Below are 22,738 nucleotides of genomic sequence, written 5' to 3'. Positions count from 1 at the left end.
TTTTTTTTTTTTTATGATCAGGCGACCAACCGAATCTAAAATTTTTCCCTACACGACGGTCTTCCTTCCCTAGCTTACAAATAAAAAAATCGGGGTAAAGCATTGCCATCCCCGATCAGATTCTATCGTATTGCACTGTCTTAGTCGCGACCATTAAGAGCAATCAGCAGGCGCAAAATGAACACGAACAAGTTAATATAAGTCAAATACATTGACAGGGCAGCAGGTAGATACTGGTCATCACGATAAGCGCGAGGCAGGATGAAGAAATCCACTACAGCCGCACCCGCAAAAATAACCACACCTAAGCCAGAGATAGCAATTTCTAGAAAGCTGGGTGTGTATACACCAAAGAAAGATAAAACTAGCTGAGCCACCAAGACCACCAGCAAGGCGATAATACCCATCTGGACGGTTTTGGCTAAAGCAAAGCCATCTTCGTCTGAGAGATTAGAGCCAATTTGACGGCCAGCCATAAAGGCGACACCACAGCCAAAGGCAGCAATGGCAATGCCTTGCATGCCCACACCCCCTGTTCCGAGGGCAACGAATATTAAGCCACTGAGGGTGTAGCCGGACAACAGACTGTAACAAGCTAGAAGAGGCAAAGCTACAGTGTTGTTTCCGTTCTCAGCCACACCACGGGCAACAAAGAAAAGAATAAGTTCGGCAATTACGGCAACCCAGATGGTGGTCATAAATAGCCCTGGGTTGCTTGAAATCACTCCCAGACCACCATAGACACCTAGTGCAGTTAAGACTAGTCCACCACCCAAGTAAGGCAGGGCATTAGCAATAACATTCGGACCAACTAGGGCTCGACCTTGAGATTCACGAATTGCTTGACGAAAGTTACTAGTGCTACTCATGAGATGTTAGTCAAAAATTTTCTGGATAAAGTATGAGCATTGATTGATAACTACTTCTATTTTGAACGATATCCGCAATCTTGTGGCAGGTGGGAAAACCGACTTGCTAGTAATCCCTTCAAATTTAATTGAGAGGTAAACTATTCTTTTTCCGAATACCTAATACCTAACACCTTGACACTCCCCGCCCGCTACTTGAGGTGCCGTCAGCGGTCACAGGTCAGCTGATTTTATTCAATAGCTGTTCACGTTCGTGCAGCGTGGCTACAAGCCAAGGGTGTGCCTAGCCCATTAGCTTACCTAAATATAGCAATCCGTGTAGGAATTGAGAGAATTTTGATGCGATATTCCCTACTCCCTGTTCCCTGTTCCCTGTTCCCTGTTCCCTGTTCCCTGTTCCCTGTTCCCTTTGCTATACCTAATACTTAACACCTAATACTTAACACCTAATACTTAATACCTAATAGCATTAACCTTGCCCTAACCCTCAAAACTAAATTGACAGAGTACTAGTTATCCTGTTTGCTAGTTGCAACTTTTTGCTAGTTTCCACTTGCGCGTCATTTAAGTTATATATTATACCACATTTAAGACCTTATAGCGATTTTTCAATATTTTGGTGTTGCAATCTGCGTGATTGTACAGAGAAAACAAAAACGGTAATTTGTTTTTTCCGTAAAAGGACGATGGTTATAAAGGGGAATCTCTAATGACAATGAGTTGAAGATTAATTGCTTAGGCTAAGCCTCGTGTCGTAAATAGGTTTCCACTTCTGGGATATTTTGAGAATGGCTATTGGGTCTGTTGGTTTTCAAGGAATGGAACTTCTGATTGCGTATTACCGAAATCCATCAATTCAACTTCGCAATCAGATAGTAAGATTAAATGCTGGATTAGTGAGGAAGATTGCTCATATAGTCAGCCAGAAGTGTGCTGAACCTTATGAAGACCTCGAGCAAATGGGTTACATCGGCTTGATTCGTGCTATTGAACGGTTCGACCCCCATCAAGGTTGTGCATTCAGTTCCTTAGCAGTGCCTTACATTCGCGGTGAGATGCTACACTTCTTGCGCGACAGGGGTTCTCTAGTCAAGATTCCTCGCCGATGGCAGGAACTGCAGCAGGCAGGGAAAAGAGTCAGCAAAAAGTTAGCAACTAACTTGGGACGCTTCCCCAGAGATGAAGAAATTGCTAAGGCTTTGGATGTATCCCTCCAAGAGTGGCAGGAAAGTAAGTTGGCAGTTCAAAATCGTTTGCCTTTAAGTTTGGATGCCACGGTCTCTCAGAAGGTCGATCAACCCATGACTTTAGGAGAGACTCTACCAGATTACTATGAAGAGAATTTACACTATTGGGAAGAAGACCGACAACAGCTCCACGGTGCCTTGAGTCAGCTAGAAGATAAAACTCAGGCAGCTATAGAGTTTGTTTTCTTACGAGAACTCCCCCGCAAAGAAGCAGCCAAACGAATTGGAGTCAGTCCGATGACAGTAACCCGACATGTAAAGAGAGGACTTCAAGAATTAGTTACCCTGATGAAATCTCAAGCATCGGAGCGTCTGGCAAGTTAACAAGAATTAAGAATTAAGAATTAAGAATTAAGAATGCAGAATGAAGAATGAAAAATGAAGAAACTCTAAGTTCTAAATTTCCAATTCTAAATTTCCAATTCTAAATTTCCAATTCTAAATTCTAAATTCTAAATTCTAATTGCCTTATACTTAATTGCTGTCGGTATTGATATCGCAAAAAAGAGTTTGCCAGTCTCGCAAACCATCACTTGACTCTTTGACTTCAAAGGTGACATTACAAGCCTTGGGTTGCTCTAGTACCTGAACACAAAGTTCAGCAATATCTTCCCGACTTACTCTACCTCGGATATTGTCTCCTTGAGCAAACACTAAGGCTTGACCTCCCGGTTCTTCTGTCAAAGCACAAGGTCTGATGATAGTATAGGAAACGCCACTGTCGCGAACTGCGTCTTCTCCCCGCAGTTTCCAGGTTAGAATTCCTCCCAGTTGGTCATTCATTCGTACCGCTGGTGGTTCTTCCTCTAGGTTAATTCCTGGACGACCTGGACGAGTTACCCCGGCTGAACTAATCATAATGAATTGGGGCTTGGTGATACCCCCATAGGCTTTAATCCTTTCCACCTGTAGCACAAAAGAACCTGGAGCAAAGTTTGGGTTCAGTGCGCCATCATATTCAAATTTACTCAGCATTAGCTGTATGGCACAGATGCGACTGGGGTTGAAGGGAGCAGCATCTCTCAAGGTTTTGGCTCGAAATACCGGAATCAAATCAGCAAAAGGAATCGAAACATTCATCCACTGATCTTTCTGGGTGTCGAAGGAATAGCAGTAGGAAATTCCATCCCATTTCGATTCATTGCGCAATATAAATTTATACCGTTGACCATCCCCTTTAACTCGCACTTCTATTCCTTCGTACTCAGCTAAGTTGAGGGGAGTTGGGAGATTGCGGGTGCGTACTGACACAAAGCCGCCAGAATTGGCTGTTGACACATTGCCAGTAAACAGGGCAGCCTTGTTGACGAGCCGGATTGAACTCTCGCTGACACCACCCATGACAACATCATCCACAGCACCCCAGGTTTCTTGTAAGTCATCGGAAGGGTTTTGGAAGTCAAATAGGAGTTGTTTCCCTGCTTCAAGGTACTCCGCTGCAGCTTGTACTAAGTTCTTGATACCCTGATACTCCACAACTTCGGGGGTATCGACTACTTCTGGCAGATAGAACTTGATGCCCTGATAGTATTTTTCCCGGTTCGGCGTGTCTCCTTCTACCGGTTGCACCCGTGTTCCCGTACAACACACTACAGCAATAATGTTCTTGTACAGTGCTGGGGTCAAAGTCTCTGGAATAGTGATATCTGCCTCGAATAGTTCCACGTTATCCCCAAGGATTTCCCTAGCTTTCTCAGTATTTCTGACTAGGGCACGTACAGGATAATTCTGCTCAACCAGACAGCGAACCACTCGCTTACCTACACCGCCAGTTGCCCCAGCTACCAGTATTACTCCCATATCTTTGTCTTTACCTTGGCTCGATTGTTGATTATTGGCACGACCTGTGAATAATCGCTGTAGGCAGCTCAGGAAAGGAATAACCTCAAAGTAGCTTAGGGTTTTTATGAATCTGCCAGCATCCCATGGGGAGCGATTGTTTTGGGTCATAATCCCCTCAAGTGCATTTTTTATTCAGTTTATCGAAATCTGAATTACTCTGAAGGTTACCTTGAGCATAGTACTGGATCCCTTCAGTGGATTTTTTCCAGTCGTTAATTATATCATATAAATTTTCATTTATACGCTTATTAACGAAAAGCATGGCTTTTCGTTAATATAGAGCTGCAAAATATTGAGTATTAACGAAAGCGATAATAATGGTTAGCGCTAACAGAGCAGGGGAGATGGGGAGATGGGGAGATGGGGAGATGGGGAGATGGGGAGATCGGAAGATGGGGGAGATTTAGTTTAATTCCTAGTTGAAATTAATTTGTAAAATCGGGAATAGGAAACTACCTATTCCCATATCCTGGATATGTTAATTAGTTAACCGGATAATTTAGAATTAGTTCATTCTTCATTATTCATTCTAAATTCTGCATTCTTCAGCCGATGGTTTGTTTATTTGTTAAATAAAGTTTTGGTCTTCTTGCGATCGCTTATCCAAGCTCCCAATCCTACCGCGAAAAGCATTCCCAACACTTCGGTTTTTACCAAAGTACAACAAAAAAAGACGCACCCCATACAGATGCACCCCCTCACAAGTCGTAGAATTGCTATATATCATAAAACCCATCAAAATTGATAGTTAACGTGAAGCAAGTATGATGATCAGCTTTACTAGGCCTTTATAAACGGTAACAAATCAAATTCCTGGCGGATATCCAAAAGAGAACGATCAAGCAACGGCTCAAACTCAAGAAATGGCAGTAATTTTTGACGATTTCGAGTTTTAAACCAAATTGGAATTAATTCTAGAATTACCCCAGGAAGTACTCTCAAGATTGCTCTGTATAGCCACAACACCCCTTTTTCCCTAATCATATCCTTGTACATCACATCAACAGCAGGGGAGTTTTTCATTTTCAAGTAGGTCTCAAACGTACATTTACTCGTCCACCAAAATAGCGGCAGAATTTTTAGCTCATCGTACATTCCCGTGTCACAAGCGTAAATCACATGCCCTATGTCGTGCGCTCGCAGGATTTTGCCGAAGTCTGAAGGTTGTGTCACTGGATCAGTAACGTGTGGATTGAGAGTATAGTACTCCACTAGACCTTCTCGCAGGGTTTGAGTACTGTGCTTGTCCATATAAAGAGGTTTTCGAGACATATAGTTTCGATACCGTATCGTATCGAAATATGATAACATCTATGAATGATATTAGAAAGAAATCACCAGGAAGGCCTCGCAGCAGAGCATCTCACCAGGCCATGCTGAAGGCCGCACTGGAATTGTTGTCAGAAGTCGGCTTTGAAGCAATGAGTATTGAAGTCATCGCCGCTCGTGCTGGAGTAGGTAAGACAACCATCTACCGGCGTTACAGCAGTAAAGATCAACTGGTTGCTGATGCAATTGAAAGTATTCGGGAAGAGGTGCTAATTCCTGACACAGGCAATCTTTGGAGTGACATAGATGCACTCATTGAGAATGCCGCACAAATAACCCTTACTCCACTTGGAAAGCAGACTGTTGCCATGATTATCGGTAGTGCATCGAGCAATCCTGGGTTCGCTCAAATTTACTGGGAAAAATATCTACAACCCCGACGAAAATCCTTCGCTGTTATTATCGAACGGGCAAAGACAAGAAATGAAATTCCAACAGACTTAGATTCAGACTTGGTTTTTGACACAATGAGCGGCATCATGCTCTATGCATTGATCTTCCCGCCTAGAGAATCTTGGACAACCTATGTCCGTCGTGCCCTAAGTTTGCTGCTCAGATGAGTTTTATGAACTGCTTAGATGTCTTGGTATAGGTTTGTAGATGGTCGGGTAGCAGGATGATATTGCTATAACCCCGCCCCCTCAGAACTGGAGTTTTGACTAAAGTTTGAAAACGGAACTATTTTAAGTTTTGATACATAAGCGACTCTAAAGCTTGTGTGTAAGCCATAGCAAGAGATTCAGCTCCGTTGGCACTTTATAACAGCTTCTCTAGCATTAGCCCTACTAACCTAAACACCATAGGATAAGCCCATATTTTTACATATGTTATTAGTTCAGACAAACATTCCTGAAGGGGTAACGAAACAAGCTGAAATGCTTGGTATGTAAGTGACATACTCCCTAACACTCTGATCTATTTAAGACTTATCTTATGTATAGAAAAGCTGGTAATAGGTAATAGGTAATAGATAATCGGTAATGGATATTTGATAGTTAGTATTCTTAAGTGACTAAAAACTAAGAACACTAACTATTAAACTAGTTGTCAATTACCCTTTCTTAGTAAGCGCTGGAAAATCTGCAAGTTCTGATCGAGCCAATCCAGCCATTTCAGACTACTCGATAAAGATTTCGGTGGGTCGGAAATCAGGGTATCTATAGCAATCAGGCGCTGGAAATTGATCTTGACTGGATCATCACGCTCTGTGCGACCGTCTTTGCGATAAAACTTGACACCAGCTTGTTGCTGCATAAGAGTGATCAATTGTTGAGCAACGATACCGTAGCCAATGGTAGTGGGATGAATACCATCTAGGGTGAAGAAACCACCGCTGGTGCGACCAGTGGCATCGGATTTAAAAAAGCGAGTATCTGGTACTGGTGAAAGAGCTTCCAGTTCCGGTGGTAGCTGATAAGGAGTCCACCAATCTGGTCTGGCGTCGGAGTCTTCAATATAACGTCGATAAGCTAAGCAATCGAGTAATCCTCCTAATTCAAATAAATACCAATCTCGACCTTGTTTTCGAGCTTGACGTACAGCATCAGCAATATAGTCGTTGTACTGGTCAATGACGCTATCAATGGCTCGGGCTTGTTGTCCGCTAATGTGCGGGTCACGGTTGGGGTCGAAATCTTTGTCGCTAATCCAAGGACGGGTGTAGTAGGGGAAGTATCGCGAGCCAGTAGCCATTTTATGTCCTACTCCACGACCAATAGGCGCAATGGTGACATGGGGAATTGTAGCCAAAATGACATGGCGAGCTTTAATTTGCTTGATTTGCTCTAGTACTTGATCGCATTCAGCTTTGAAATCTTCCGGACACCAGACTGTAGGTCGCTCATTGGGCTGTGGTGAATTGGAATCGCGTCCGCAACTCCATCTGACCTGCAGTTGAGCAACGCTGCCCATGGCATTATTCGCCCCAATCATGATCATCAGGGTTTCAATACCATCTCCCTCACCGTTTTCTAGACTTCCTTGTTGGCCTAGTGCCACGGCAGCTTGCACTGGCGTAAGTGCTTTACCCTCTGAATCCCGTGCGGAGTCCAAAACCCTCAATGCCGCATGTTCGTTGCCATTCTCAACAATTTGCCGCAATAGATCATCCGTTGGTTCCTGGATTGCGTTTCTGAGAGTATCTGCGTCGTGAGAGATGATGTCTTTGAGATTCCACCCATAAATAGCGAGATTGTGGTTAATCCCTTTTTGCATAGCAAAAGTAGAGCCAACGCCCCCTTGCCAACCAGGACCGCGTTCCCAATAATCTTCTAAGTCATCCATAAATGCGCGGATTGAAAACAGAGCCGGTCCTAATTCCCACCAGTCGATCTTGTCACCAAACTGTCGCTCTAAGTGCCGAACTAAATACTCCAGATTTATGGGCAATCCACCTAATTCACCATATTGGGTTGGACGGCGCAGGTGTTCTTCCCAACCCATTTCTTGAGCAATCATCATGGGATAGGATAGGTCAGTATTAAAAATTGCTCCACTCTGGACGCCATGGCTTAGGGAATCACCAATGGTGACTAGTCGATGTCGGGGAGTGCCTGGCTTTTGGTTGACTTCACTACTTAATTCGGGACGGATACCCAGAGTAGGGTCTGTTTCTGGTGGACGCCCTTGAGGTTGAATAACATCTTTGACTTGATCTGGAGCATCAAAGTCAAGCATGTCTTTGGTAAGCAAACGTTTAACCATAGTTGCCTGTTTATGAAAAATAGTGATGATCAGTGATTAGATAATTCACTGATACTTATTAGATAATTCACTGATGCTGAGGTGAATTCCAGAAAGGTAAGCATTAAACTTAATCGCTATAGGGTTTATAAATCAGATGTAAATATTAATGGTGTTTTTTTATTGAACAATAAAACTCCGGAGCTCTTGACCCCTCTTAGCTTTTGCCTTTTGTATGCAAGCCTTTTTCTGAAATTGCTGTGTTCACAACCCAAATACAAAGCTATGTGGACATGGTTAGCTTGCCAGCTAATGGGCTGGGAGCCTGGTAAGCAAACAAAGTAGAGAGCTTAGATTTCGTTGGGTGCATCTCATATTTGTAAAAAAGAAGGTAAGTGTGGGGCCCGGGCAAGGGCAGGGTGGGAAGTGTGGGAAGCGTGAAAAAGGTGGGAAGTGTGGGAAGTGTGGGAATTTTTGGGGGCATTTTTCCCTAATTGCATGCATTAAGATGCAGCATGTCCCGTTAATAAAGATTTGGTAGTTTCCGACAATATCAGGTTAAAACGGTAAAGAAGTGATTAATTTGCTGGATAATTCCAATATATCCCCTACAAACTATGAACGCGAAACCTAGCATTACACTCCCATGGATATTTATTCGTAGTTTAAATAAGACTGTCTGGGTGATTTCTAGTCTTGTCCTACTGACAGTAGCTGCGGAATCTTCTTTAGGAGAACCCTCACCCTCTACCCCTACAAAAGTAACCCTAGAATCCCCTCCTCCTGAACTCCCAGTTACCCCTTCAACTACCTCTTTATCTGGTCATTTGAAAAAAATTGGTGCTAAAATGTACGGCGCTTACTGGTGTCCCTATTGCACAAAGCAGAAGCAAATGTTTGGTGAGGCATTTAAGCAGATCAATTATATTGAATGTGACCCAAGGGCTGAAACCTCCCAAACTGACTTATGCATTGAAGCGAAGATCAAAGGCTTTCCAACTTGGGAAATTAATGGTCGGTTTTATCCAGGTATGCTGTCGTTAGAGCAATTGGCTAAATTTTCAGGCTACTCAGCAGAAGAGACTACAGAATCAATACCAGTGGTGGAGGAAGCACAAAAAGACAAATAAATAATAGCAATAGTGCAACGTTTAACCTTTAAAAACGTAACGTAAGCAGTCAGCAGTCAGCAGTCAGCAGTCAGCAGTCAGCTTATTTTATTCACAAGCTGTTCGGAACTCAAGTAGCCGCCCCATTAGCTGTTCGCGTAGCGTCGCCAAAGGCCTTTAGCACCTCAAGTAGCCGCCCCATTAGCTGTTCGCGTAGCGTGGCCAAAGGCCTTTAGCTGATAGCTGATAGCTGTTCGCGTAGCGTGTGCGTAGCACATAAGCTGATAGCACCTCAAGTAGCGCTTAAGCTAATAGCTGACGTCTAGAGATTATTTGGTAATAGAAAATGTTACCGATTTCCTGGCGCAAACAAAAAATGTTGTAATATCTATCCAAATGCCTTGTGGTGTGGCTAATTGCTCAACGGCTGCAAAGAATTCAGTTTTCAATTGTGCTAATTTCTCTGGAGAAAGCTGGAAAACTTCTGCGCCAAAGGCACTCTTTGAGTTTCCCCGCCAAGAGTTTGCTGCTACTGTTTGAGTATCACTGCCGTAGTAACCAAGTTGATCGGTTTTGACGTTGATGTCTTGAAAACCTGCTTCGGTGAGTAGCTGGTGACATTTCTCGGGACTACCAAGGGGTTGATTGGGATTAGGAATTACAATGCCATAGTCTCCTGCTTTTTCTCGAAACAGACCCCCTGTAGGAAAGGCCTTTGCTGCAAAACAGGAAAATCCGACTAATCCTCCTGGTTTTACGAAGCGATACCACTGCCGTAACGCAGCAGGGATATCTGTTAAGTATACAATGGCTGAAGAAGATAGAATCCTATCGAAACTATTATCTGGGAAGTTGATAGTTTCTGCATCTGCTTCTATAAATTCGATGTTGTTGAGACCTTCCGCTTTAAGTTTTCGTTGGGCTAAATTGAGCATGCCTGAGGAAATATCTACACCGACAACAGCTCCAGAAGCACCGACAATTTTGGCTGCACGAATTGCTACTAAACCTGTGCCGGTCGCAATATCTAGAATTCGTTGTCCAGTTTCCAGTTGGGATAGTTCTACTAGACCTTTGGCTAGCCGAGGGTGAAAGCTTCCTTGATCATAGTTTGGTCTGGTGTTAAAGTCAGCTTTGACGTTTTTCTTGAACTCATTTATATTTATCTGGTGTTTCATGGTTGGTGGAGATGGAAAATCTGATAATTATAAAATATGATAACTAGTTTAACTAGTATGAAGGAGGCTTAATCACTTCAAAGTCTGACTCATCTAGAGATAGTAGAAATGGTTGATCATTATGCTCAAAGGGATTTTCTTCTAATCTGACTATCCAACGACCGGATTCTTCCTGTGCTTCAATACGACCCGAAAGACCTGCAACATAATCAGGATAAATCACTCGAACTAAGGTTCCTACTTTGAGCATCTGAATTACTATATCTACTCCCAATGTCCACCTGATTTTACCTTTAATTAACCAAATCTTAAATTCATATTGTTACAATACTGGTTTAGGTTATTCCAAATTAGCTCACTATTTTCCCTCAAGCTAGTCAGGAGGATTGATCCTCACTGGGGAAGAGTGTTGATAGTGTGGTAAGGGTTTTAAAGGTGGTAAGAGTGGTAAGTATGGGGAGAGAGGAAATAGAAGCGTAGAGACAACGGTTAATGCCAATGGTTAATTGCTCAGGGGCGGAATGAATATCAGTGGAATGGGTATCCTGGCTGGCGGAAATATTGTAACGGGCAAGATGCCCGTTCCACGTCTGATGCCCGTTCCACGCCTGATACCCGTTCCAGTAAGATGCCCGTTCTACAAAACTATTCAAATCATTCCATTATTAATCAATACCGATTAAGCGATCGCTTGAAAAACCTGTTGAGCATTTAACCGTAACTCTGGAAAGGTTGGCGATAAAATACGGTTCGCTCCTCGGAACTGACTAACGTGATATTCGCCATCTATCAATTGGTAAACCGATAACGTAGGTTGTTTAGGATTACCAATAAATCGCCTACCGCCTAAACCAAAATAATCAACAATCCAATATTCAGCAATTCCGAAAGACTCGTAATCTTCCAGTTTTAAAGCGTAATCGTCGCTCCAGTTTGTTGAAACCACTTCTACAACTAAACGAACAGAAGATCCCTGTGTGATTATCGATTCTTTTTTCCAGCGTGGTTCGTTATCAGTAACCCTTTGCTTATCTAAAACGATTACATCTGGTTCGTACCCAGACTCTGTTTGTGGTTTGATCACGCATTCTTTCGGAATAAAGTAAGGCAATTGACAGCGCCGAATTTCTAAAAACAGTTGATCTCCTATAAACCCGGCTACCTGTGAATGCATTCCCATTGGTTTAAGCCTCTCGACCATGCCTGACTGATCGCTATTCCCTATTCCCAGGGCGTAGCGCTATAACTAATAGTTTAGACCTGGCTCAGCTCACCTTAAAATCAGAAATCGTCTCAATCCATACCCGTGCTCCACAATTGAGGGGATGATCTGGGCGATACATAACTCGACAAGGGCCATTGACTTCGACAGTATGACCATAAATGTTTTTAGACCCGCGTTTTACGGTAATCACGGGATTGCGTTCGCCAGTGTTGTGATTTTGGCGAATAACTTTCTGATTAACGTGGATGACCGCCTTAGTGTACTGTGTACGCTTTGACCAATTCCGCTTCGGTCCACGAGTGCCGGGGGTGACCACTGGCATGCCATCAAATAAAGGAATCACCCAAGTTCTACCCACTTTATAAGCTCCTTTGACTCTGCCCTTGCTCAACAGGAAACGGACGCGAGTAGCAGAGACACCTAGTAATTCAGCGGCTTGTGCGGTAGAAATCATCATGGCGGTAAAACCATTGCTTTAACGATATTGTTATTGTAACAGGATTTTTGAAAAGATGCAAGGTGAGGTGTGGGAGGTATGGGAGGTAAAAAAACTATTGCATTCACACCAGGGGTGATGTGGGAGGTATGGGAGGTAAAAAAAACTATTGCATCTTCGCAATATAAGCTCTTGGATGGTGCGTTACGGGGCGGGTTGTCTCAGGCGCGAACAGGAGAACATTAAAGCAAGCCCGCCCCTAACACACCCTACGCACTGTTTAATGATCAAAATAAAAAAAATTCGGTCAAGTTCTGGTTAATTCCAATCCTTGACCGAATTATTTCTTGTAATAGTCAAGAGCCCTAGGATTCTTGACTATGTGTTCACCAAATCAACAACATACCAACTTAGATTTTAGACTTTGGACTTCGTACTTTCTCCTGAGTTTTGACCTTTCGCCAGGGATTGCAATCCCTGGCAAGTTGCTATCTTAATCTACCAACAGATGTCGAACCAAAATACTGATCACCTCACCAGAATTTCCGATAGGTTGAGGAGTGCTCCACTCATGAACTTGTGCGTAGCCACGGCTATAAAGGTTATAGATTGTGACCCGCACAGTTTTGGGAGAACCGATCAATATATGTTTGATTTCTTTCCGTCCTGGCTGGGCTTGACCAGATAATTCAGGGAGATTAGGATTGTTGGGATTATACTCAAAGTTTGGGAGAAAGTTTTCGATGTCCATATTTTTTTTTGTTGTTTTTTGGGCACATTTTTATGTTAAAATATAATTTTAATTATGTCAAATAATTTTTATATTATTTAGTGATATGCACGATATTTTTTTGAATTAGTTTTTTATTGTTTTAGGGTTATTTAAAAAAAGCGATCGCGTAGCGCTATATTCGATTATTATCTTATTTGTAAAAGTATGGTTTAGCTGTGATACCATCACTTATCGCTTAGTTGATATCATCAATTTGATTAAATTAATACCGTAATTCTGGGATAGCATTTAAGTTTATCAATAATTAATCGTTCGCTTAGCAGCTCAGAACATCGACTTTTTTTAGAGATTATGAATTATAAATTTTATGGTTTATCCTAGTAATCAGGTAGAAAAAACTTTTTCCCTGTTCCCTGTTCCCTGTTCCCTGTTCCCTACTCCCTACTCCCTACTCCCTACTCCCTAAATTGCTATAATTAATGTAATTAACGATAACTAGAAACCAATGATAGAACCCTTGTCAGTATTAGCCGGTTGGGCAATCCCGAAAATAGGGGAATCGTTGTTAGAGATTGTTTCGGGACAAGGATGGGATAGCTTAAGTCAAGCTCTGAGTAAAAGCGATGTAGACAAGGCAATCAAAGCGGGAGAAGCGGCAGTTAAGGAATGGGAAAAACAAAGGGATCCGAGCCAGCGGTTATTTTTTCAGGCTAGACCGGATGGCTGGAATGGAGTTAATAATTTTTTGCGCGACTATTTTACTCATTCAGCAGTTTTGGCGGAATTACAAAAACCCTTACTTAATCATGGTAAGCCTGATAGAGAGATTTTAATCACGGTATTTAAACAGCAAGCTGAAGCCCATAACATTAAACTGAATCAAGATAGTATTAAACCTTGGATAGAGAAATTTATTAATGCTTATTTTCAGCAGACGGATACTTATCTAAAATTTCAGGTAGCTAAACAGGATTATTGTGAGCAGTTAGCTAACTGGTTTGATGATGTCAAATTTGCTGGCATTGCTGTGCCTGGGCAAGAAGTAGAAAAATCGGAGAAGTTAGCGCAAATTTTTGTAATGCCAGATGTGGTGGAAGATGTATCAACTGCTGGGGCTTGGGAAAGGGATTGGTTAGCAGCCGGTAGTGGGGAAACCTCAGAAACAGCACTATTGGCAAAGACAACTGGTCGGAAATTCTTGGCGGAGCAGTTATTGAGCCAAAGTCAGTCGAGACGAGTGGTGATATTGGGTGCGCCAGGCTCGGGAAAAACAACCTTGATGAGTTATTTTGCAGTAATGTTGGCTCAGCAAAATCCTGACATTTTAGGATTAGATGGTGATACGGACTGGCTACCGATTTTAATTAGGATGCGAGATTTTGCGATAAATCTCGATAAAAGCCTGATCGACTATGCTCGGGTATTTGCTGAAAACACGATGTCAGTGAAACCGTTACCAGTGGGATTTTTTGAGCATTGGTTGTCTGATGGTAGGGCGTTGATATTGCTAGATGGTTTGGATGAAGTCGCAGAAGACGCTAAACGGAATGATGTAGTCAGGCGCATCGAGAATTTTTTGGGACAGTTTGACAGAAATCGGGCTATTATTACATCTCGACCGGCTGGTTATCGGCGCGACTTTTTCCACACTGAGGAATTTCCACACTATCAAATTGAACCCTTTGATGACCAGAAGATTTCAAATTTTATTGATAACTGGTATAACAGCAGGTTTCAAGACCAAGCAGAAGCTGAAAGGCGCAAGCATAGTTTACAAAAGGCGCTAGATGATCATGACCGGATTACCTTGTTGGCACGGAATCCGTTATTGTTGACAATCATTGCTTTAATTCATCGGTATCAAGCGGTATTGCCCAAAGAACGTTTTGAGCTTTATAATTGTGCCGTCAAGACGTTGTTAACCTCTTGGGATGCCAATAAGGAAATCAGCAGTCAGGGACTATTTAAGTATCTAGATTTATATGATTTGCGCCGATTGATGGAATTGTTGGCTTATTGGATTCATACCCAGGGAAATGTTGAAGATAACGAGAGCGGTACGTTGATAGACCAAAATGATTTAATTGATCAGTTGAGTCAGCAGATTAAAACCTTGAAGCAGGTGCAGTTATATCAAGCCAAAGAAGAAGCAGAAGCATTTGTTACCTTGATTCGCGATCGCACCGGTTTATTGAATGAGCAAGGGCAGAATTGTTATGGGTTTGTTCATAAGACCTTTCAGGAATATTTGTGTGCTGAAGAGATTGACTATCAGGCGGATAATGACGGAGATTTTGAGATTGTTTTGAGTCAGATTCGGGAGCATTTGCATGACTCCCACTGGCGCGAGGTGCTACTATTGCTGATAGCACAACAAAAACCGAAAAAGGCGGCGAGGGCGATTCGGGCAGTTTTGACTAATAAGAGTAACTATGAGCAGTGGTTGCATCGGGATTTGTTGTTTGCTGGTAGTTGTTTGGCAGAAGACCCGAAAAATTTGCTTGGTACTGATGGTGGATTGGTGCAAGAAATTCTAGAGCGGTTGCTTGAGTTAGAAGTCAGTAGTAAAGAGCGGGTTGGGGAGAGGGTTTCCGAGCAGGTTTTTAATATAATTTGTAGTTTCTATGAAACCGATTTTGAAGCACAGGTATTGGAATTATTGGAACAGCAATCCGATCGAATTGATGAGTGGCGATTGCTGAACTATAGATCTGATTTCGGGGAAAAAGATCAGGTAATTACAATATTGCTAGCACGGCTAAAGGATGATGATTATTGTGTGCGTAGGGAGGCAGCCGATGCTTTGGGTGAATTGGGCAATAGCTCAGAAACCGTAGTCAACGCCCTCTTAGCACGGCTAAAAAATGATAAGAATTCTGATGTGCGTTGGAAGGCAGCCAGAGCCTTGGGCAAATTGGGCAACAGTTCAGAAAAGGTAGTCAGCACCCTCCTAGCAAGGCTTCAAGATAATGAGTCTGAGGTGCGTGGGTGGGCAGCCGATGCCTTGATCAGATTGGGCAACAGCTCAGAAAAGGTAATCAGCATCCTCCTAGCACGGTTTCAGGAACCCGATCCTGATGTCCGTGTGAGTGCAGCTGAAGCCTTGGGTAAATTGGCCAACAGCTCAGACATCTTAGTCAGCACCCTCCTAGCACAGCTTCAGGATGATGATTATTTTGTGCGTTGGAAGGCAGCTTATGGCTTAGGCAATTTGGGCAACAGCTCAGAAACCGTAATCAATGCCCTAATACCAAGGCTTCAAGATGATAATTATTTTGTGCGCGGTCGGGCAGCCAGAGGTTTGGGTAAATTGGGCAACAGCTCAGAAACCGTAGTCAGCGCCCTTCTAGCAAGGCTTCAGGATGATCAGTCTAATGTGCGTGGGCAGGTAGCCAGAGCCTTGGGCCACTTGGGCAATAGCTCAGAAACCGTAGTCAATGCCCTAATATCAAGACTTCAGGATGATCACTATTATGTGCGTGGCAAGGCAGCCTTAGCCTTGGGCAACTTGGGCAACAGCTCAGAAACCGTAGTCAACGCCCTTCTAGCAAGGCTTCAGGATGATCAGTCTTATGTGCGTCAGGGGACAGCCTTAGCCTTCGGCAATTCGGGCAACAGCTCAGAAGCTGTAGTCAACGCCCTCCTAGAACAGCTAATGGATAATGATTCTTTTGTGCGTAGGAGCGCAGCGGAAGCCTTGGGCAGATTGGGCAAAACATCGAATCATGTTGTCCCTACTGTAATTGAATGGATTGAACAACATCAAGATTCTAAGTATGTGGGCAGTGGTATTGATGCGCTGTGGGATGTGGTTGTAGGTGAGGAATAGAGAATAGCGCTCTGTGTTATAGTTTTTAAGGCTAATAATGTTATCCCCAACACTGAAGCGATCGCAATCCCCTCACGACCATGGAACAGTCGCCATCCCTGGAGCATGCCCTTAAACATTTCTTTGGTCACGACTGTTTCCGTTTAGGACAGCGACAGATTATTGAAGAAGCGCTGCAAAATCAGGATTTACTGATAATCATGCCCACTGGCGGTGGTAAATCCTTGTGTTATCAACTGCCAGCGCTACTGAAACCGGGATTAACCGTTGTGGTATCTCCTCTGATTTCCTTGATGCAAGACCAAGTCACGTCTTTGGAAGATAATGGCATTGGGGCTACGTTTATCAATAGCACCTTGAGCTTCCAACAAATGCGATCGCGGGAAGCGGCCATCCTTCAGGGTCAGATAAAATTACTCTACGTATCACCAGAACGGTTACTAGCGGAACAGTTTATCCCATTTTTGGACAGAGTGCGATCGCAAATCGGTATTCCCACCTTTGCTATTGATGAAGCTCACTGCGTTTCACAATGGGGGCATGATTTCCGCCCAGAATACCGGCAACTAAAACTATTACGTCACCGCTATCCTAATAGCTCAGTGCTGGCCCTGACCGCTACTGCTACTAATCGAGTCCAACAGGACATTATCCAACAACTGGAACTGCGACAGCCTAAGGTTCACATCGCTAGTTTCAACCGTCCTAACCTTTACTACGAGGTTCAACCAAAACAACGGCAAAGCTATAAACAGTTATTACAACAGATCCGTTCTCACCAAGGTTCTGGTATTGTCTACTGTACGAGCCGCCGTTCCGTAGACGAAGTGGCTTTCCGGTTACAGAATGATGGCATTTCTGCCCTACCTTACCATGGCGGAATGACGGATAAGGCTAGGGCAACCAATCAAAATCGCTTTATCCGGGATGATGTGCGGATAATCGTAGCTACCGTAGCCTTTGGCATGGGAATTAATAAGCCCGATGTACGCTTTGTGATTCACTACGATTTACCTCGTAACCTGGAAAGTTATTACCAGGAATCGGGACGAGCAGGACGAGATGGGGAACCAGCCACATGTACCATTTTATTCAGCGCTAGTGATATCTCCAAACTTCATTATCTGATTGATCAAAAGCCCGATCCCAAAGAACAACGGATTGCTTATCAACAGTTAAATCAGATAGTTGACTACGCAGAAGGCACAGATTGTCGCCGCCGGATTTTGCTGGGCTACTTTGGTGAGCGGTTTCCAGGGAATTGTGATAAATGTGATAACTGTTGCTATCCTAAGCCAGTAGAAGATTGGACGATTGAAGCTCAAAAATTCCTCTCTTGTGTAGCCCGGTGTCGCGAACGGTTTGGCATGAACCACATTATTCAAGTGTTGCGGGGCTCAAAAAGTAAAAAAATTGAGCAATATGGCCATCACTTACTCTCTACTTATGGTATTGGTAAAGATAAAACTGCAGAGGCTTGGAAAATTCTAGTGCGATCGCTTTTGCACCAGGGATTAGTAGACCAAACCACCGATGGCTACTCTGTGCTGAAGCTCAATAAACTAAGTTGGGAAATCCTGCGTAAACAACGTTCTGTTTATGTTTCTATTCCCCAATCATCTGTAGAAAAAGCCTTAGGGGAAATTAACCCCAGAGCAGTTGAAGCGGAGCTGCTGCTAGATAAACTCCGGAAACTAAGGAAACAGCTAGCTGACCGTCAATCGATTCCGCCCTATGTAGTGTTTGCTGATTCCACACTGAAACTAATGGCACAGCTGAAACCCAAAACCTTAGAGCACTTTGGGAAACTTTCTGGTGTGACTCAGTATAAAGTTACCCAGTATGGCGAGCAATTTGTTTCAGAAATTCGGGCATTTTGTCAAGAGCAAAAACTACCAGAACCCCTGCCCTCCAGTACCTATATGAAAACCTTGCAATTCTATCAACAAGGGTTAAGTGTAGACGAAATTGCTCAACAACGAGGGTATACTACCAGGACTATAATAGAGCATTTGAGCCAATTAATTGAAATGAATCAGCCAGTGGATTTAAAACGACTGGTACCATTGGAACGCCATGAGCCAATTATCAAAGCAATTGAAAAAGTGGGTGATCAGTATCTGAAACAATTACGGGAATACTTAGGAGAAAGTTACTCCTATGACGACATTAAACTAGTCCGTGCTTGGTGGCGACGGCAGGATAATTGATATATTTATTGCTATCGGCAGCACTATAGATGATTATGAAATGATCGCACAAAGCCATCCTGTGCTTTCGGTATAACCTTAGATGTTACTGGTGGATCAGATCCTCAATTTTGAAGTCTAAGATATCACACAAGGCTTTGGTCTGTTCTGGATAGAGCTTAGGCTTGTGCCGATCAGCCTCCCAGTTAATCACTGTAGATTCTACCACATCACAGGCTCTGGCAACTTGTATGCGGGTTAAACCTAGACTTTCACGGCGTTCTCGTAGTTTTTTTCCTAGGGACATTACCTTCTCCGGTTGTCTTGTAGCAGTGGTTTACCTAAATTTATTTGACTATTTATAGTTTATATTATACAATAGGGTTTTGTGCAACACGCCAAGTAAATTAATCTTTATAGTTTAAATTAGGTTCATCAATGTAAGTGGGAAGTGTGGGAAGTGTGAGAAGTGTGGGGAGATGGGGAGATAGGGAGATAGGGAGATGGGGAGATAGGGAGATAGGGAGATGAAATTATTGTTGAGCGGTGTCACGGCTAAGAATTGGAATCACCAAACAAATCAAAATCCCCGTCTCGGTCAGAGCGGGGATTCTCAACACGAAGCGCATCAATTAATTGGGGAAATGAGTGATGACAACAGCCCACAACCTTTATGAACGAGACTTTTACCTGTGGACCGAGGCAACTGCGCAACAGTTACGGGAGGGTGAGTTTACCCAAGTTGATGTAGCGAATCTGATTGAAGAAGTCGAAAGCATCGGTCAAGGTGAAAAGCGGGAGTTAAAAAGTCGCTTGATTGTGTTGCTGATGCATTTACTGAAGTGGATGTATCAACCAGGGAAAAGGAGCGATAGTTGGATTAATACTATCAGTGAACAGCGTATCGCTTTGGAAGAACTGCTGGAGGATAGTCCTAGTTTGCGGTGCGACCCAAGGGCGATTTACTCGCCCATTGGAAAGCGCACCGTAGCGTTTTTGCCAGAGGTCTTTGAGCAATGTTATCAGAAGGCTCGGATTAAGGCAGCCCAGGAAACTGGGATTAAGTTGAGTATTTTTCCTTCTCAGTGTTCTTTTGCTCAGGAGGAGGTTTTGGAAGCTGGTTTTTTCCCAGAAGTGTTGAATAAGGAATAGAGAATAGGGAGCAGCGATGTAGTGGGATACTCCCTATTCTCTAAAACCCAGGAAAAAAGCACCGAAAGGAATTGATAACTGGAATACTTTAACAAACTAGTTAATATCTGCGGAAGGAAGTGCCTCCATCTTTGCTGTCACCTACCGGTCCCTTGCCATCTTTCGGTGGATTGTAATTATTTAATGTATTCATACTCATGAAAGAAGCGCCTCCATTTTTGCTGTCACCTACCGGTCCCTTGCCATCTTTCGGTGGATTGTAATTGTTTAATGTATTCATACTCATGAAGGAAGCGCCTCCATCTTTGCTGTCACCTACCGGTCCCTTGCCATCTTTCGGTGGATTGTAATTGTTTAATGTATTCATACTCATGAAGGAAGTGCCTCCATCTTTGCTATCACCTACGGGTCCCTTGCCATCATTCGGTGGTCTGAAAGCATTTACCATCGCTAGTTGTGATAGTTGTAGTTGTTTTGATGCTGATATTGGTAACAGTTCTGGGTTACTAAACTCAGGATTTTCATGGATTAGCTGGTACAATTTCCAGAGTGATCCGCCCTTTTTGCTGTCACCAACAGGCCCCTTGCCATCATTCGGTGGTGTGTAATTTATTACTATCTGTATTTGTGATGATTCTGATAGTTGTTGGGAGTCTTGGGATGATGATTGCTGGTCAATCGGCTCAGAATTACTATGATTTGCTTGCTCGAATCCCTTCAGTATCGTTGCTACTAATTGTTGCAAGCGCTGTCTGATGTTGAGAGTGAAGGAAATTACTGTTGTCCAAAGCTGCTTTAGCAAATTAATCATTTGATAATACACCTGTTGTAGAACTTGGCTAAACACCGACCCAGACGGCGTTTTTCATTGATACTTGTTACAGCGCCTTTCAAGCCAACTTTTCGCAGATGATCAGAAAAATTTTTTTGACGGAGCAAAATTTGCTCAGCTTGTCTAGTTTTCTTGGTATTTGAGATTAGATCCGGATCATTCTCTAATAGGGATCACAGCAAAATTGTAGAACATATGAACTATCTACTGAACTATCTAGTATCAGAGCAAGCTAAAACCCATGAGCGGGCGATAGCTTTAGTACAAATGATCTCCATAAGTTACACCCTTGTTGCGGTTAAAGGTACAACTATCTCTTCCCGCAATATCCCTATCCAAGCAATCTACTATCTTTGAATGCAACTCGATATGAGATGTTCCCTCTCCAATACTGCTGCTTTTGTTGTAGCTAATTCCTAATACCAGAAGTGTTGAAGAGATAGTTTTCAATAAGTTAGTAAATACATTTTTATAGTATTTCCATTGGAGTTGTGAACGATTCCCCTTAGGAAAAGGCAAGAGGCAATAAGCAATAAGCAATAGCTAATCAGGTATATAGGGATTTTTTGCCAGGTCAAAAACTGTAATTATTGTTTCCAACTCAAATGGAAATACTAGAGAATTCGTCCGAGAGCTAAGGCAGTGATTGCTCCAACTGGTTTCCGGTAAACCACTACAATTCCGCTAGTTGCTACCAATGCTAAGGCTGATGGCACCAGAGGTACCCATACTCCTAGAGTGAATAGACCAAAGCATAGGAGATATAAACCCCCTGTGGCTGTGATGATAGCGAGTCCCCAATACAGCATTCGACCACAGCGCCAGGCAATGGTACCACCAATGATTGACCAACCCCAAACCCAGAACAGCTCTGCCCAGACCGACCACACCGATAATAATGGACGCTCACCAAGAGCAGCACTGATCATCTGACTGACCATCTGGGTGTGAATAATTACCCCTGGCATTTCTTGGTATGGCCACTTCAGGGCACTGTAGGGGGTAGGATGGTAATCCTTGGCAATCTCTGCAGTTATTCCGATCACGACTATTTTGTCTGTCACCCACTCTGGTTTGACCTTACCCTCTAGCAGCTCTGTGACAGTGACTCGTCGGGCGACAGTTTCCCGGTAATTGAGTAACACCTGGAACCCCCGATAATCACGATTGTGATAACCCCCAGCATTAGCTGATAAATCTTTGAAGACAGTCTTACCCAAGCCTATTTTATTGATAGCAATGGTTTTTGCCTTGATTCCCTCTTGGGCTAAGTAATGCAATGCGACCCTAGCACTGAAGGAATGGTCGGTGGCACAGGGGTCATCGTGGTAGGGATGCATAAATACAAGATGCCTACGGATAATGCCATCAGGGTCAGGCATGATATTGCTAAAACCAAGGCGGGATTCTGGCACCCCAGAAGGAGGTTTGATGCCTGAGTTTTCGGGGTTGTTAGCTACCCTAGCGCTACAAAGGGCAATGAATTTCTGATTTTGCTGTAACTGACGGCTCAATGCCTGGTGACCAGGTTCTCTAGGACGTTCGCGAAAGATGTCTAAGCCAATCACTCGCGGTTGATCATACTCTAGCTTGTCTAGGACTTGGGCTAGGGTTTGATCTGGGAGGGGATAGCCATAGCGCTTGATCTCAGCATCTTTGGCTTCAACCACCAGCAAACGGGTGTCTACCCCAGGATTAGGTCGCAGCCGCATCAGTTGGTCAAATGCCTTTAGTTCCCAAAGCTGCAGCATTCCCAGCTGCCGGATTACCATAACTAAAATGGTAACCACCACACTGACGATCAAGGCCGATGGGAGCAGGTAGTTTTGGTGATGGCCACGCAACTGTTGCCAAGTTGGGGGTATGGTGGCGGGATTTTGACAAATCACTGGCAACCAACTGGCACAGGGACATTGATCTTCTAAACCTTGCAGCTTTTTCCGGGCTTCTTGCACTGCTAGATACAAGGACTTACCACTAGCAAAGACTTTGAGAAAATATTGCAAAAACTGCTGTGCTACCAGATCCGGTACCGGCTCCCGCATAATAATCATGTGCGGAATGTGCAGCTGTTCTAGCTCATTGA

The 22,738-nt window shown here is 43.4% G+C and carries 20 protein-coding genes and 1 pseudogene; 8 read left to right on the top strand and 13 right to left on the bottom strand.

The window, feature by feature from the left end:
* Window positions 1-140 precede the first annotated feature (140 nt).
* Window positions 141-869 (bottom strand): Bax inhibitor-1 family protein, encoded by a 729-nt coding sequence (locus tag F6K52_RS12600; RefSeq protein ID WP_293077931.1) that lies wholly within the window; start codon window positions 867-869, stop codon window positions 141-143.
* 279 nt (window positions 870-1,148) lie between these two features.
* On the opposite strand from F6K52_RS12600, the gene F6K52_RS12595 reads away from it, so the two are divergent.
* Both F6K52_RS12595 and F6K52_RS12590 read left to right on the top strand, forming a co-directional pair.
* Window positions 1,149-1,298, top strand: a complete 150-nt coding sequence (locus tag F6K52_RS12595; protein ID WP_293077929.1) for a hypothetical protein — start codon at window positions 1,149-1,151, stop codon at window positions 1,296-1,298.
* Window positions 1,299-1,657: 359 nt separating this feature from the next.
* Window positions 1,658-2,440, top strand: coding sequence for an RNA polymerase sigma factor SigF (locus tag F6K52_RS12590; RefSeq protein ID WP_293077927.1), 783 nt, complete (start codon window positions 1,658-1,660; stop codon window positions 2,438-2,440).
* Window positions 2,441-2,590: 150 nt separating this feature from the next.
* Here F6K52_RS12590 and F6K52_RS12585 read toward each other — a convergent pair whose 3' ends face one another.
* A complete protein-coding gene (locus tag F6K52_RS12585; RefSeq protein ID WP_293077925.1) occupies window positions 2,591-4,066 on the bottom strand; it encodes a CIA30 family protein in 1,476 nt (491 codons plus the stop codon).
* Window positions 4,067-4,738: 672 nt separating this feature from the next.
* Complete coding sequence (locus F6K52_RS12580) at window positions 4,739-5,230, bottom strand: hypothetical protein (RefSeq protein ID WP_293077923.1); 492 nt, start codon at window positions 5,228-5,230, stop codon at window positions 4,739-4,741.
* A 101-nt stretch (window positions 5,231-5,331) separates the two neighbouring features.
* Here F6K52_RS12580 and F6K52_RS12575 point away from each other — a divergent pair, with 101 nt between their 5' ends.
* Window positions 5,332-5,847, top strand: a complete 516-nt coding sequence (locus F6K52_RS12575) for a TetR/AcrR family transcriptional regulator (protein WP_293077921.1) — start codon at window positions 5,332-5,334, stop codon at window positions 5,845-5,847.
* A gap of 487 nt (window positions 5,848-6,334) precedes the next feature.
* Here the strand turns inward: F6K52_RS12575 and F6K52_RS12570 are convergent, their stop codons facing one another.
* Complete coding sequence (locus F6K52_RS12570) at window positions 6,335-7,990, bottom strand: hypothetical protein (protein ID WP_293077919.1); 1,656 nt, start codon at window positions 7,988-7,990, stop codon at window positions 6,335-6,337.
* Between the two features lie 596 nt (window positions 7,991-8,586).
* Here F6K52_RS12570 and F6K52_RS12565 point away from each other — a divergent pair.
* Entirely contained in the window at window positions 8,587-9,099 is a 513-nt protein-coding gene (locus F6K52_RS12565; protein ID WP_293077916.1) for a hypothetical protein, read from the top strand.
* Between the two features lie 308 nt (window positions 9,100-9,407).
* Here the strand turns inward: F6K52_RS12565 and F6K52_RS12560 are convergent, their stop codons facing one another.
* The 6 genes and pseudogenes from F6K52_RS12560 to F6K52_RS12535 form a co-directional block, all read right to left on the bottom strand.
* A complete protein-coding gene (locus F6K52_RS12560) occupies window positions 9,408-10,256 on the bottom strand; it encodes a class I SAM-dependent methyltransferase (protein WP_293077914.1) in 849 nt (282 codons plus the stop codon).
* 52 nt (window positions 10,257-10,308) lie between these two features.
* Window positions 10,309-10,530 (bottom strand): hypothetical protein, encoded by a 222-nt coding sequence (locus tag F6K52_RS12555; RefSeq protein ID WP_293077912.1) that lies wholly within the window; start codon window positions 10,528-10,530, stop codon window positions 10,309-10,311.
* 103 nt (window positions 10,531-10,633) lie between these two features.
* A complete protein-coding gene (locus F6K52_RS12550) occupies window positions 10,634-10,909 on the bottom strand; it encodes a hypothetical protein (RefSeq protein WP_293077910.1) in 276 nt (91 codons plus the stop codon).
* 26 nt (window positions 10,910-10,935) lie between these two features.
* A pseudogene (locus F6K52_RS12545) lies at window positions 10,936-11,457 on the bottom strand (Uma2 family endonuclease); the annotation flags it as partial.
* 64 nt (window positions 11,458-11,521) lie between these two features.
* Complete coding sequence (locus tag F6K52_RS12540; RefSeq protein ID WP_293077908.1) at window positions 11,522-11,938, bottom strand: helix-turn-helix domain-containing protein; 417 nt, start codon at window positions 11,936-11,938, stop codon at window positions 11,522-11,524.
* A gap of 472 nt (window positions 11,939-12,410) precedes the next feature.
* Complete coding sequence (locus F6K52_RS12535; protein ID WP_293077905.1) at window positions 12,411-12,668, bottom strand: hypothetical protein; 258 nt, start codon at window positions 12,666-12,668, stop codon at window positions 12,411-12,413.
* Between the two features lie 487 nt (window positions 12,669-13,155).
* Here F6K52_RS12535 and F6K52_RS12530 point away from each other — a divergent pair, with 487 nt between their 5' ends.
* Window positions 13,156-16,479, top strand: coding sequence for a HEAT repeat domain-containing protein (locus tag F6K52_RS12530; protein ID WP_293077903.1), 3,324 nt, complete (start codon window positions 13,156-13,158; stop codon window positions 16,477-16,479).
* A gap of 80 nt (window positions 16,480-16,559) precedes the next feature.
* Window positions 16,560-18,689 (top strand): DNA helicase RecQ, encoded by a 2,130-nt coding sequence (recQ, locus tag F6K52_RS12525; RefSeq protein WP_293077901.1) that lies wholly within the window; start codon window positions 16,560-16,562, stop codon window positions 18,687-18,689.
* Window positions 18,690-18,774: 85 nt separating this feature from the next.
* Here recQ and F6K52_RS12520 read toward each other — a convergent pair whose 3' ends face one another.
* Entirely contained in the window at window positions 18,775-18,975 is a 201-nt protein-coding gene (locus tag F6K52_RS12520) for a helix-turn-helix transcriptional regulator (RefSeq protein ID WP_293077899.1), read from the bottom strand.
* A gap of 220 nt (window positions 18,976-19,195) precedes the next feature.
* Here F6K52_RS12520 and F6K52_RS12515 point away from each other — a divergent pair, with 220 nt between their 5' ends.
* Window positions 19,196-19,345 (top strand): hypothetical protein, encoded by a 150-nt coding sequence (locus F6K52_RS12515; RefSeq protein WP_293077897.1) that lies wholly within the window; start codon window positions 19,196-19,198, stop codon window positions 19,343-19,345.
* Window positions 19,320-19,820 carry a DUF29 domain-containing protein gene (locus tag F6K52_RS12510; protein WP_293077896.1) on the top strand — a complete coding sequence of 167 codons (501 nt, stop codon included), beginning with the start codon at window positions 19,320-19,322 and terminating at the stop codon, window positions 19,818-19,820. Before F6K52_RS12515 ends, F6K52_RS12510 begins: the two co-directional genes overlap by 26 nt.
* A gap of 100 nt (window positions 19,821-19,920) precedes the next feature.
* Here F6K52_RS12510 and F6K52_RS12505 read toward each other — a convergent pair whose 3' ends face one another.
* Together F6K52_RS12505 and F6K52_RS12500 are read right to left on the bottom strand one after the other, a co-directional pair.
* Window positions 19,921-20,631 (bottom strand): hypothetical protein, encoded by a 711-nt coding sequence (locus tag F6K52_RS12505; RefSeq protein ID WP_293077895.1) that lies wholly within the window; start codon window positions 20,629-20,631, stop codon window positions 19,921-19,923.
* Between the two features lie 635 nt (window positions 20,632-21,266).
* Window positions 21,267-22,738 (bottom strand): CHASE2 domain-containing protein (locus tag F6K52_RS12500; RefSeq protein ID WP_293077894.1); only part of this gene is annotated, 1,472 nt, incomplete at its 5' end.

It is taken from the genome of Moorena sp. SIO3H5 (genome assembly GCF_010692395.1).
Classification (GTDB): domain Bacteria; phylum Cyanobacteriota; class Cyanobacteriia; order Cyanobacteriales; family Coleofasciculaceae; genus Moorena.
The sequence above is the reverse complement of the archived record's forward strand: the minus strand, read 5'-3'. Positions and strand labels throughout refer to the sequence as shown.